The following is a 12,070-nucleotide window of genomic DNA, read 5'->3' as shown; positions in this document are numbered from 1 at the left end:
AATTTGGCTAGCGTCTTTCTTTTAAAAATGATTGAAAGTCGAATTACGAAGACATAGGATGATTATTGTGCAGTATTACAAATAAGATTTACGAGAAGAATACTAAAAAAGAACAAGGGGAATTTTCATATGGTAGAAGCAAAGTATTGCAAAGAATCTTTTGTTGTGAAGACAAGTAATGTATTTCCGCCTGATACGAATTATCATGGAACCATGTTTGGGGGAAAGCTCATGGCGTATATTGATGATGTTGCATCCATTGCAGCAGTTCGTCATTCACGCTCTCCAGTTGTAACAGCATCAACGGATTCTGTTGATTTCCTTCATCCGATTCAGGAAGGAAGTTCTGTTTGTTTAGAAGCGTTTGTTACATATACGGGACGTTCCTCGATGGAGGTTTTTGTAAAAGTGATTGCAGAGGATTTATATACGGGCGAACGGCATATTTGTGCATTATCGTTTTTAACGTTTGTTGCATTAGATGAGAACGGTAAACCAAAGCCTGTTCCGAAAGTCATACCGAAATCTGAGGAAGAAAAAATGCTTCATGAATCTGGGAAAGACCGTGCAGAGAATAGAAAAAGGCGAAAAAAAGAAAATGAAAAAATGGCTTCGAAATTCAGCATCGCTTTACCTTGGGAACTATAAAAAAAAGGTTGTCCATCGTCTATTTTATTTTCGACTTGGACAACCTTTTATTAATTACCACGTTGTTCTTTTAATAAATCACGTATTTCTGTGAGCAGTATTTCTTCTTTTGTTGGAGTCGGATCTGGAGCAGGTTTTTCTTCTTCTTTTTTCTTAAAACGTTGGAAGAAGCGAATAAAGAGAAAAATAGAGAAAGAAATAATTAAAAAGTCCAAAACTGTTTGTAGAAAAGCACCATACATGATCTCCTCACCCTTAAAGGGGATAGAAGCCTTTGATATGTTTACCCCACCGAGCAAAAATCCGATTAGTGGCATAATAATATCATTCACAAGTGATGTAACGATTTTTCCAAATGCTCCACCAATAATAACCCCGACTGCAAGGTCAATCACATTTCCCTTTAAAGCGAATTTTTTAAAATCATTAAGCATATTGACGTCCTCCTTTCATAACCCTTTTTTATTCTATCCAATATCGTGAAAAAGAAAATAGTTCAAATGGCTTATCCTTTGAACTTCTCTAGTTGATGTAGCATGTTTTCATTTCTTAGAATTTCAATCTGTCGTTCACCTAATAAATCAAAATGGGGGAAGCCTGTCCGGTTATGAATGTACTTTGAAGGAATCCCATATTTCTTTCCCCAGCTTTTAAGCTTTTCAAGGTCAGCACAGCCAACCTTTGTGACAGTTGTCATTCCGGGAAAACGGTCGTCTATCCAATAATGCGTCAAAAACGCAATTTCCCCTTGTGAAACCTTTTTCTTCCACTCAACAAGTTCCTTACGTTTAATGCCAAAAGCCATAAAAAGTCCACCTCATCCTAGAATCTCTACCCCTCATTATAACAAATCGCAATTGGATTGATAGTCTGTGACAAAACCCTTACACTTTGTCTTTTTAGTTCTACAACGAAATTTCACTAATAAAATTGTAACATCATCTTAGAAAAATGGTTAGGAGTGGGATTTTGAAAAAGGCTGATCAATTTATCGTACATGCAGACAGAGAACGTGTCTATTCAGTTTTTATGGACCCAATGAAATTGGGCCGATGTTTTCCAGGCTGTAAAGAGGTTAAACAATTAAGCCCAACTAAATATGAAACATTAGTTGAGGTGAAAGTTCAATTTGTCCCCATTAAAATTCAGGGTGTAGGGGAACTGAAAGAGACCATTGAAAACGAAAAAATTGTCGTTGAAATGAAGGGGAAGCCTGTTTCACTAGCGGGATCCTTTACGAATACTCTTATAGCAAACCTAACGTCTATTGAACCAGATAAAACATTAGTTGAATATGAAATGGATTTTGAAATGACAGGTAAATTAGCAAAGGTTGGCGAGGTCTTAATGAAGGGATCGAGTAACAAACAATCCGAGGAATTCATGAGAAACGTACAAGAACTTTTCCAGCATACGTAAAAAATATAACCAAAAATAAAATCACAGGATTAAAAAAGAGATTAGTAGAATTACACTCTGCTAATCTCTTTGATGTTAGAAAATGCTTTCAAAAGACTCCTGGACGATTCGTTCTGGGTGTGAATAGACATTAAGCTTGCCACCACGGATAAAGCCAACCGCCGTAATATTGAGTTCCTCCGCCATTTTGATCGCTAAATCGGTAGGTGCTGATTTTGATAACACTATACCGACTCCAATTTTTGCGGCCTTTAATAAGACTTCTGAAGAAATTCTTCCGCTAAACACAATCACCTTATCACGAACTGGAATTTTATTCATTAAGCAATATCCGTATATTTTATCAAGGGCATTATGTCTGCCAATATCGGTTCGATTCACAATCATGTCAGTAGGTGTACAAAGTGCAGCATTATGCACACCACCTGTGTCTTTAAAAACAATGCTACTTTGCTGCATTTCATTCATTAAATTGATGCATTCTTCCGGTGTAAGGGTAATGGTTGATGTTGAGGTTTTAGCCGTTTTTGCATCATTCACAAAGTAAAATTGTCTGCCTTTGCCACAGCAGGAACCGATAAAACGCTTTGAATAGTATTCCTGACTGGTTGTCACTTCGGCTGTTGTTTCCACATATGCATAGCCCTGACCTTCGTCAATATGAAAACTCTTTATTTCATCTCTGAAGCGGATGACACCCTCTGAGGCCAAAAATCCAATTACAAGTTCATCAAGCTCGGATGGGGTACAAACCATCGTCGCAAATTCCTGTTGGTTCAAGAGAATAGTCAAGGGGAATTCAGTCACGATTTGATCTTCTTCGTTAAATAATTGACCATCTTCAAATTTGATAATACTTTTTCGAATGGTAATAGACTCTACCATCTTTACACCTCACTTTCCGTTTTAAACTGGACCACCATGCTAATCCCTATTTGATTATTAATATATAATCATACTTTTTTTGGTAAAACAACTATAAAGTTTTTTCGCAACTCAAAATAATTTAACAAAAAGCTATTGTAATATTTTCCTAGGTTTGATAATATCGTAACAAATAGTTCACAATATAGACACACTTTTGTCACAGGATAGCGAACCTGTCTCTAGTGCAAAAGGTGGAATATTGGAAACGATTACTGTTAATTTTGTAGTAGCGATCCTGCTAGGGAAATTAACCGTCATCATCCTTTTTATGCTTATTCAAGCATAGGGCTGCTGGCGGTTTTTTTGTTCTAGAAATAGTTTCTACTGCAAAATGAACACCACTATTTCAAAATAAAGGAGAGAAGAAATGGAAAAGACAAAAAATCGTTGGCTGATTGCAGCCTCGGCAGTTGGAATTCATTTATCGATTGGTTCTGTTTACGCATGGAGTGTATTTACAAAACCACTACAGTCAGAATTCGGTTGGGACTTAACCGACATCAGCATGACCTTTAGTATCGCGATTCTTTTCTTAGGATTATCCGCAGCATTTCTTGGGCATTTCGTTGAAAAATATGGCCCTCGTGCATCTGGAATACTAGCTGCTATTTTCTTTGGTGTCGGAATCACAGGTTCTGGTCTTGCAATCAACTTAGAATCACTGCCATTATTATATTTATTCTATGGTGCTTTAGGTGGAATTGGTCTAGGCGTTGGATATATTGCACCTGTATCCACATTAGTAAAATGGTTCCCAGATCGACGTGGTATGGCTACAGGACTTGCGATAATGGGCTTTGGATTTGCATCCCTCATCAGTAGCCCAATCATGCAAAAGCTTATTGTTTCAGTAGGAATAGCAAATACGTTTTATATTTTAGGAGTTACTTACTTTGTCATTATGATTGTATCTTCTTTATATCTTGCTCCACCGAAAGCAGGCTGGTTACCAGCTGGCTTTAAGGAAAAGGTTGCAAGCGGAGCTAAACAGGTAAAACAGGATTTATCACAATTAACTGCAAACCAAGCTGTAAAAACAAGACGTTTTTATTATCTATGGCTTATGCTCTTTATAAACGTGACGTGCGGAATTGCCATTATCTCTGCTGCTTCACCACTAGCACAAGAAAGTGTAGGATTAAGTGCAGTTGCAGCTGCAGCGTTAGTTGGCGTATTAGGCGCATTTAACGGCCTTGGACGGATTGGATGGGCGTCAGTGTCGGATTACTTAGGGAGACCAAATACATATACAGTATTTTTTATCATTCAAGTAATCGCGTTTCCATTACTACCTTATGTATCCAATCCTTTGTTGTTCCAGGTATTACTAGCCCTAATCTACACATGTTATGGTGGTGGGTTTGCTGCAATCCCAGCTTACATTGGGGACTTGTTTGGAACAAAACAACTTGGAGCAATCCACGGTTATATTTTAACGGCTTGGGCAGCCGCAGGACTTGCAGGTCCGATGTTTGCTTCATGGATTCGTGACACCACTGGAAGCTACACACAAAGTTTAACTGTGTTTACGGCATTATTTGCGGTTGCATTGGCGATTTCACTTTTGATCCGGTTGGACATTAAGAAACTACAAAAGCAACAATCTGCAAAAGGTACTGAGCTTGCTGGTTGACATTCATTGGTAAACTTGATTAACTAAGTTTAATGAAGTTTCAAATAAGAGGGTAGAACTAACATGAATAAGTACGAAGCAGAGTTTAGCAATCTAGTAAGGTCTTTTCGCAAAAAACATATGGGAAAAGGACCGAGTAAAATCACAACAACCTTTTGTAAAAATTGGGCAATTTGTGAAATGGAAGGGAACCTATCTCCAGTAGAAAAATTTATTGCAGCCGCAGATGAAGGAAAACAAATGCTTCGTGCGGCAAGAACCGAAATGGTAAAAGAAATGTATCGAAAAAACAGGCCCGTCGAAATGGAAGAATTTTTAGGCTCAAACCTAATCGATTTATTTGTAGATATTGATATTGACCGAGACTTCGGAATGTCCGTCTTTGTATTTGATCAAGATCTACAAAAGAAGTTCTCAATTAAATAAAACAACATCATGTGTTGGCACTTGGTAGCGACCCTGCTAAAGACTAACCACCGTTTCATTTTTCTAACATCCTAGAATCATGTTTCGGTGGTTTTTTCTATAATTAGAGATTTTTTAGAAGGAATAAGCAGTTTGAAAACCGAAAAACCATAGTTAACTTAAATTAGCAGAAGCTAGCACTTCTGCTAATCAAAGTTAAAGCCTCCGGCGGATGCCACGATTTTTCAAAGGAAATTTTTCGAGGCAAGCTCGAAAAAAATCGGGCGCAAATACGCCTTGGCGTATTTGAATATAAGTTAACTTTTACCATACACATAGTAATAACGAGTAGAAAGAGGGGGATTAATCATGGGAGAAACAAAGCATCAGGGACCAATTAAGTCTACGAAAATGCCACAACCAAAGCACTGGGTCAGTCCGATTCCCTTTGGTTTAGGAAAGGTAAAGCCAAAGCACATTCGTGACACGATGAAAGTCGCTTGGGAAAATAAGGACAATCTCGGATATGCAACACGCATTTTAACACAGGGTGTATGTGATGGCTGTGCTCTTGGTGTTTCCGGACTTTATGACCAAACACTGAAGGGGCCACACATGTGTACAACTCGCCTTAATGTGCTACGTCTAAGTACAATGCCAGCCATTGATTCAGAGCTTCTTCACGCTGATATCGATGAGCTCCGCAAGTATAATAGTACTGAACTTCGAAAGCTTGGAAGAATTCCATATCCAATGATTCGTAGAAAAGGAGAAAGAAAGTTTTCCAAAATCTCCTGGGATGAAGCAATGGATATGATTGCGGAAAAGATGAAGAAGTTGAATCCGAAGCAGTATGCTTTTTATTTAACTTCTCGTGGGATTACGAATGAATCTTATTATGTAGCTGCTAAGGTTGCTCGTTTCCTAGGTACGAACCATATTGATAACGCTTCACGAATTTGTCATTCTCCTAGTAAAACAGCCATGAAGCGTTCCGTAGGTGTTGGAGCATCGACCGCCAACTATCAGGATTGGATCGGTGCAGACGTTTTATTATTTTGGGGAAGTGTGGCATCAAACAGCTCGCCTGTTTCTACAAAATACATGCTTGAAGCGAAAAAGCGCGGTACAAAAATTATAGTCATTAACCCACATAGAGAACCGGCGATGGATAAATATTGGATTCCGTCTAATGTGGAATCTGCATTATTTGGAACAAAGCTTGCGGATGATTTCTATCAAGTGAACATTGGTGGAGATATTGCCTTCATGTTCGGAATTATGAAGCATTGGTTTGAAATGGAGGAAAACCAACATGGTTCTGCAATCAACCATCAATTCGTGAAAGAACATGTAAACGGGTTTGAAGAATTAAAAGCACATGCCATGTCGCAAAGCTGGGATGAGATTGTGAAATCATCAGGCGTCTCGAAGGAACGAATGTTGGAGTTAGCAAAGCTTCTAGCAAATAGCAAAAATGTGGTGTATACATGGGCTATGGGATTGACGATGCATTCCTTTGCGACCGATAATATCTCACAGGTAGCAAACCTTGCCCTTCTTCGTGGACATCTAGGTCGTAAGCACAACGGACTAATGCCGTTCCGTGGTCACTCCTCTGTACAAGGGTCAGGTGAAATGGGAGCAGATCCATTTGTTCTGCCTGGTGGCGAATTTGATGAAAAGAATATCGAGCGCCTTGAAAAGGTTTGGGGCTTTGAGATTGAAAAATGGCAAGGCGATATTGTTGGAGTCACATTAGAAAATATTGTTCTTCCAGACGACCATGAGCGAAAAGTAAAGCTCTATTATATGTCCGGCGGTAATTTCCTTGAAACGATGCCGGACCCTGTTTTTGTTGAAAAGGCATTATCTGAGCTTGAGATTCGTGTTCATCAAGATATCATTTTAAATACATCAACCCTATTGGATGCAAAAGAAGCCGTGATTGTGTTACCTGCAAAAACCCGTTATGAACAAGAGGGTGGGGGAACATCGACTTCCACGGAGCGGATGGTGTATTTTTCACCTGAAATTGAAGGGAACAAAAATGAGATAAAAGAAGCTCGCGCAGAATGGAAGATTTATGTGGATCTTGCCAAGCGGGTGAAACCTGAAAGTGCGCATTTGATTGATTTTAAGAGCGGACAGGAAATTCGCGACGAAATTGCAATTGCCAATCCAAATTACAATGGAATCCAGCATCTCAAGAAAAAAGGGGATGTGTTCCAATGGGGTGGAGCATGGCTTTGTGAAGGCGGAGTGTGTCCGACACCTGATGGCAGAGGAAACCTAATTCAGGTTGAAATTCCTGACTTTGGGAAAAAAGAAGAACAATTCGTGTTAACCACTCGCCGCGGAAAACAATTTAACTCGATGGTTTATAAAGAGGTCGATCCATTTAATGGAGCAGGACGTTATGATGTGTTAATCAATCCTCAGGATGCTGCAGAGCTTCGTATTGCAGAAGGTGAAGCGATTGTTGTTCACAATGGCTTTGGAGTCTTCCAAGGGAAAGCAAAATTTGCGGATATCGCAAGAAAAAATCTAGGCGTGTTCTTCCCAGAAGGTAACTTCTTACTTCCAAAAGGCCGCTATGAAAAATTTGCAGGAATCCCTGATTACAATATTGCTGTATACGTTGAGAAAGCAGAACGTTTTAATGCACGAAAAGATACACAATATCAAGAAAAGGAAATTGAGGATGATCTAGACATTAATCCTCCAGCATAAAAGAAATGCCCCCAAATCTAAAAGTTGGGGGCATTTTTATGCGTAAAACAGGGAATTGATAACAATAATGTTAATTTTTCTGAGGTGTTACAATTGATATCGTTTCGTGGAGATGCACATAAAATCTATTTAAAGCTAAAAAAGAACGCGCGAAAAGATCGAACCTTTAAACATTTGAAGGAAATGGAGGAAGTGCGTTCCATCAAGTGCTTTTATAAAGGAATTGACTCGCAAACCTTAAAAATCATTTATTACCGCATGTTAAAAGAACAAAATGGCTCAGGCATCATTCCCATTTTAATCACAGCGATCCCGTGGTTTTTATTTCTATTTACAAACCAATTGCAAAAATTTTTGTTTGGAAGAGGATATCTTTATTTAATTCTCTTCACCCTAATTTATTTTTTTCTCCTATTTTTTACCGTCATCCTACACTTTCGTGAAAAAGCGTGGGCGTCATTTCATATTCAAATGATTTGCGATATTTTGGAGGAACGAAAAAAAGAAGTTGGGAAATGAGTTCCCAACTTCTTTTTTAATACAGCACTAGGATGATGGATAAAGTTAGAATTCCCATCATGATAGATGAAATTAACCCTACAAATAAAGGACGTAAACCAACGGATTTAATCTTTTTAAAATCTGTACCGAGTCCAACGCTCGCCATTACCATGAGGATTAAGAATTTCGCTAATCCATCTGTTACACTCGTCAGTGATGTTGGAAGCGAGAAAATCGTATTAATCGCAACAGCTCCGGCGAAAAAGAGAATAAAGGTTGGAAATATCTTGCTTATTTTCACCTTGTTTGTTGTGCTCCCTTTTGATCTCATTGATATGAAGATTGATAGAATCAGAGTCACAGGTACTAGCAAGAGTGTTCGAATTAGTTTAATCACAACAGATGTATCACCGGCTGCACTGCTATAACTATACCCCGCAGCAACTACTGACGAAGTATCATGAATCGCGACACCTGCCCACATTCCAAAAATATTGTCGGGCATCGAAAAAAGTTGTCCTATTAGAGGGTAGAATAATACGGCCAATACATTAAAAGCAAAGATTGTATTAATCGCATATGCCGTTTCTTCCTCTTTTGCACGAACAATTGGGCTTGATGTTACAATCGCGGTTGCCCCACAAATGGCAGTTCCAAGTGAAACGAGAATCGGGATATTTCCTTCAAGCTTAAACAGCTTGGCCAAAATAAAAGTAAATACAATTCCAGATAAAACCGCAATCATGACTAAAAGGATCGCTTCATATCCAAGCTGAAAAATACTTGCATAACTAAGACCGAAACCGAGCAGCACAATGGCCGTTTTCAATAAGGTTTTTAATGTATAGGAGATACCTTCCGTATAGACAGCCGGAATGCGTAAAAAGTTACGAACTAAGATCCCGATGATGATGGCCATCACAGCTCCGCCGATTAATGGGAAATCTTTCCCTAAGGAGTTTGCCAATAACCCAATAATGAAGACTAGTGCTACTCCGGGTAGCTTATTCTTAATTGGTAAAGAATCAAAGATTGATAACGTTCTTTTTGCGTTTTTAGGTTGATGTAATTTAATGTTTGCATTATTCATAATATCGTTCCTTTTATATTTCAAGTTACTACCTCTATTTTATCATAGAAGTGGACTAATCATTTTACAAATCATAAAAATGACATATCTTGAAATTCCCCATGAAGATAAAAGAGATGTAAAATCTAATTTTCTGTACATGTTTTTAGACAGTGTTGAATTATTTTTACACAAAAATAAACACTGTCTATTTTTCTAAACAATAATCTTTGTGTGTCTATTTGTGTTATATGGCACAGAACTTGCAAGATAAATAGATGGATGAAGGTATATAAAATTTATCATCTAGTATTTAAAATTGAAAGGGGATTTAAAATGACAAAATTTTCAGGGGTGTATGTAGCGATTGTAACTCCGTTTACAGAAGAGTACGAGGTCGATTACGAAAGATTAACTGAGCTCTGTAATTGGTTAATTGAAGAAGGAGTTGATGGCTTAGTTCCATCTGGTTCTCTTGGGGAGTATGCTACCTTCACTGTTGAGGAAAGGGCTAAATTAATTGATACAGTAATAGAGGGTGCTGCGGGTCGTGTACCTGTTGTTGTTGGAACGGGAGCACCTTCTACACAACTTGCAGTTAAATGGGCTAGCTATGCAAAAGAAAAAGGTGCAGCTGGCATTATGGCATTACCACCAATTAATTATAGACCTTTACAAAATGAGGTTATTGCCCATTATGAAGCACTGAACGAAGTGGGTATTCCAATCATTGCATATAACAATCCGCTTGATTACCCTGTTGATCTTACACCCGATGTGTTAGCTACATTATCAAAGCTTGAGAACGTAGTTGCTGTTAAGGAATTCTCTGGAGATATCCGTCGTGTATCAGATATTCTAGCAAAAACAGATTTAGAAGTAATGATTGGTGTAGATGACCTAGCAGTTGAAGGACCATTAATGGGAGCAACAGGTTGGATTGCGGGTGTTCCTAACGCATTACCAAGAGAATGTGTGGAATTATTCAATTTGGCTAGAGAAGGTAAAGTAGAAGAAGCCAAAAAACGATACAGTCGCTTACTTCCATTATTCCATTATGATTCAAACCCACAATTAGTGCAATCTATCAAGTATATGATGGAATTAGCAAATAAGCCTGTAGGACCAACTCGCCCTCCAAGATTACCTTTAGCTAATGAGGTCTATAAAGATATTAAGAAAGCCTTTGATCTAGCTGTTAAAACAGTACATCAATAAAAAACATGTATGTGAAGGAAGGTGTACGAAAATCGAAACAAAAAACTGGATAGGTGGGGAAAGTGTTTTAATACAAGACCAAGGTCAGATTGTTTATAGTCCTTCAAATCTATCAGAAGAAGTAGGGGTCATTCATTACTCAGAGCGCTCCCATGTTTTTCAAGCGGAAGAAGCTGCAAAGCAAGCCTTTAGAACTTGGTCAAAACTTACGGGTGTAACTCGAGCAAGCTATCTTTATCAAATGGCAAACGTCCTTGAAAAAAATCAAACTGAACTTGCTACGTTAGCTTGTCGAGAAATGGGTAAACCGATAACAGAAATGATGGGAGAAGTCACTCGTGCCATCCACCTATTAAGGTATTACGCAGCAGAAGGAGTGCGTTCTGACGGTGAGCTCATCCCAGCAAGTGATGTTAATGTACTCCAATATTCAAAGAGAGTTCCTCTCGGTGTAGTTGGAGTCATTACTCCGTGGAATTTTCCTGTCGCCATCCCAATATGGAAAATTGCGCCTGCACTCATTTGTGGGAATACTGTTATATGGAAGCCCGCTGACAATGCAGCACTAACTGCTTCTAAAATGATGGAGTTCTTCAGTGAAGTGAATCTACCTGAAGGAGTACTAAATTTAGTAATTGGAAAAGGAAGTGTTATTGGAGTTGTGCTGTTAGAAGAAGTAGATTTTCAGGCTGTAAGTTTTACTGGATCTACTTCTACCGGTACTCATGTAGCATCCATTTGTGCGAAACGAAATATTAAGTATCAAACAGAAATGGGTGGGAAGAACGCAGCAGTTGTCCTCAATGATGCAAATCTAGAAATAACGATTCCAATTATTCTAAGTGGGGCTTATCGTTCAGCTGGCCAAAAATGTACGGCAACAAGTCGTATTATTGTTGAAGAGGGTATCTATCCACGATTTGTGGAGCGGTTAAGAGAGGCTGTTTCAGGACTTAAAGCAGTTCATGCATTAGAACCTACCGCTTATCTAGGACCTGTTGCTTCCAAATCACAATTTGAGACTGTCTCACATTATGTAAATCTAGCTCATAAAGAAGCAGAAATCATTGCTGAAGGTACTATCAAGTCCGACAATGATGGTTACTTTATTCATCCACTCTTAGTAACTGGAGTACAAACAGATCATTCTTTAGTTCAAGAGGAGATATTTGGACCGGTTTCTGTTTTGTTACAGGCAGCCAATTTTGATGAAGCGATTCAACTAAGTAATGAAACGATTTATGGCTTAAGTGCTTCTGTTTTTACAAATGATTTATCAAAAGCTCATCGATTTCTTGAAGAAGCGCAAGCTGGAATGGTACGTGTAAATCAAGAAACTGCAGGAGTCGAGTATCAGGCGCCATTCGGTGGTATGAAGCATTCAAGTTCCCACACTCGTGAACAAGGGCAAGCGGCACTTTCGTTTTACACGACTGTAAAAACATGTGCCATTAAGCATACGTTTTAGCATTTAGAACATGCAAGAAGCGCACCTTGATGGATGCGCTTCCTTTAAT

The 12,070-nt window shown here is 38.6% G+C and carries 12 protein-coding genes; 8 read left to right on the top strand and 4 right to left on the bottom strand.

Annotation, left to right across the window (positions count from 1 at the left end):
* The first annotated feature begins 129 nt into the window (after window positions 1–129).
* Window positions 130–648, top strand: a complete 519-nt coding sequence (locus tag ABC371_RS19755; RefSeq protein ID WP_412898351.1) for an acyl-CoA thioesterase — start codon at window positions 130–132, stop codon at window positions 646–648.
* 50 nt (window positions 649–698) lie between these two features.
* On the opposite strand, the gene mscL is transcribed toward ABC371_RS19755, so the two are convergent.
* Complete coding sequence (gene mscL / locus ABC371_RS19750) at window positions 699–1,082, bottom strand: large conductance mechanosensitive channel protein MscL (RefSeq protein ID WP_412898350.1); 384 nt, start codon at window positions 1,080–1,082, stop codon at window positions 699–701.
* 71 nt (window positions 1,083–1,153) lie between these two features.
* The gene (locus tag ABC371_RS19745; RefSeq protein ID WP_412898349.1) at window positions 1,154–1,453 is read right to left on the bottom strand and encodes a hypothetical protein; all 300 of its coding nucleotides are present in this window, start codon (window positions 1,451–1,453) and stop codon (window positions 1,154–1,156) included.
* A 164-nt stretch (window positions 1,454–1,617) separates the two neighbouring features.
* Between ABC371_RS19745 and ABC371_RS19740 the strand changes: the two genes are divergently transcribed.
* The gene (locus ABC371_RS19740) at window positions 1,618–2,067 is read left to right on the top strand and encodes an SRPBCC family protein (protein ID WP_412898348.1); all 450 of its coding nucleotides are present in this window, start codon (window positions 1,618–1,620) and stop codon (window positions 2,065–2,067) included.
* A gap of 75 nt (window positions 2,068–2,142) precedes the next feature.
* Here ABC371_RS19740 and fdhD read toward each other — a convergent pair whose 3' ends face one another.
* A complete protein-coding gene (fdhD, locus tag ABC371_RS19735; protein ID WP_412898347.1) occupies window positions 2,143–2,952 on the bottom strand; it encodes a formate dehydrogenase accessory sulfurtransferase FdhD in 810 nt (269 codons plus the stop codon).
* Between the two features lie 409 nt (window positions 2,953–3,361).
* Between fdhD and ABC371_RS19730 the strand changes: the two genes are divergently transcribed.
* From ABC371_RS19730 to ABC371_RS19715, 4 genes are all read left to right on the top strand, one after another.
* Window positions 3,362–4,627: an L-lactate MFS transporter gene (locus ABC371_RS19730; protein ID WP_412898346.1), complete on the top strand. Its 1,266-nt coding sequence runs from the start codon at window positions 3,362–3,364 to the stop codon at window positions 4,625–4,627.
* A 63-nt stretch (window positions 4,628–4,690) separates the two neighbouring features.
* The gene (locus tag ABC371_RS19725) at window positions 4,691–5,053 is read left to right on the top strand and encodes a Na-translocating system protein MpsC family protein (RefSeq protein ID WP_412898345.1); all 363 of its coding nucleotides are present in this window, start codon (window positions 4,691–4,693) and stop codon (window positions 5,051–5,053) included.
* Window positions 5,054–5,401: 348 nt separating this feature from the next.
* The gene (locus tag ABC371_RS19720) at window positions 5,402–7,765 is read left to right on the top strand and encodes an FdhF/YdeP family oxidoreductase (RefSeq protein ID WP_412898344.1); all 2,364 of its coding nucleotides are present in this window, start codon (window positions 5,402–5,404) and stop codon (window positions 7,763–7,765) included.
* A 93-nt stretch (window positions 7,766–7,858) separates the two neighbouring features.
* Complete coding sequence (locus ABC371_RS19715; protein ID WP_412898343.1) at window positions 7,859–8,284, top strand: hypothetical protein; 426 nt, start codon at window positions 7,859–7,861, stop codon at window positions 8,282–8,284.
* A 16-nt stretch (window positions 8,285–8,300) separates the two neighbouring features.
* Here ABC371_RS19715 and ABC371_RS19710 read toward each other — a convergent pair whose 3' ends face one another.
* On the bottom strand, window positions 8,301–9,380 hold the full coding sequence (locus tag ABC371_RS19710) for a YeiH family protein (RefSeq protein WP_412898342.1): 1,080 nt from the start codon (window positions 9,378–9,380) through the stop codon (window positions 8,301–8,303).
* Between the two features lie 291 nt (window positions 9,381–9,671).
* Between ABC371_RS19710 and ABC371_RS19705 the strand changes: the two genes are divergently transcribed.
* A complete protein-coding gene (locus ABC371_RS19705) occupies window positions 9,672–10,553 on the top strand; it encodes a dihydrodipicolinate synthase family protein (protein ID WP_412898341.1) in 882 nt (293 codons plus the stop codon).
* A gap of 31 nt (window positions 10,554–10,584) precedes the next feature.
* On the top strand, window positions 10,585–12,021 hold the full coding sequence (locus ABC371_RS19700; protein WP_412899402.1) for an aldehyde dehydrogenase family protein: 1,437 nt from the start codon (window positions 10,585–10,587) through the stop codon (window positions 12,019–12,021).
* Window positions 12,022–12,070: the final 49 nt, after the last annotated feature.

It is taken from the genome of Bacillus jepli, assembly GCF_047238305.1.
Classification (GTDB): Bacteria; Bacillota; Bacilli; order Bacillales; family Bacillaceae_L; genus Ferdinandcohnia.
The sequence above is the reverse complement of the archived record's forward strand: the minus strand, read 5'-3'. Positions and strand labels throughout refer to the sequence as shown.

Coding starts and splice junctions, on each gene's coding strand:
- ABC371_RS19755 (WP_412898351.1), top strand. CDS start 130: ATGGTAGAAGCAAAGTATTGCAAAGAATCTTTTGTTGTGAAGACAAGT.
- mscL (WP_412898350.1), bottom strand. CDS start 1,082: ATGCTTAATGATTTTAAAAAATTCGCTTTAAAGGGAAATGTGATTGAC.
- ABC371_RS19745 (WP_412898349.1), bottom strand. CDS start 1,453: ATGGCTTTTGGCATTAAACGTAAGGAACTTGTTGAGTGGAAGAAAAAG.
- fdhD (WP_412898347.1), bottom strand. CDS start 2,952: ATGGTAGAGTCTATTACCATTCGAAAAAGTATTATCAAATTTGAAGAT.
- ABC371_RS19730 (WP_412898346.1), top strand. CDS start 3,362: ATGGAAAAGACAAAAAATCGTTGGCTGATTGCAGCCTCGGCAGTTGGA.
- ABC371_RS19725 (WP_412898345.1), top strand. CDS start 4,691: ATGAATAAGTACGAAGCAGAGTTTAGCAATCTAGTAAGGTCTTTTCGC.
- ABC371_RS19720 (WP_412898344.1), top strand. CDS start 5,402: ATGGGAGAAACAAAGCATCAGGGACCAATTAAGTCTACGAAAATGCCA.
- ABC371_RS19705 (WP_412898341.1), top strand. CDS start 9,672: ATGACAAAATTTTCAGGGGTGTATGTAGCGATTGTAACTCCGTTTACA.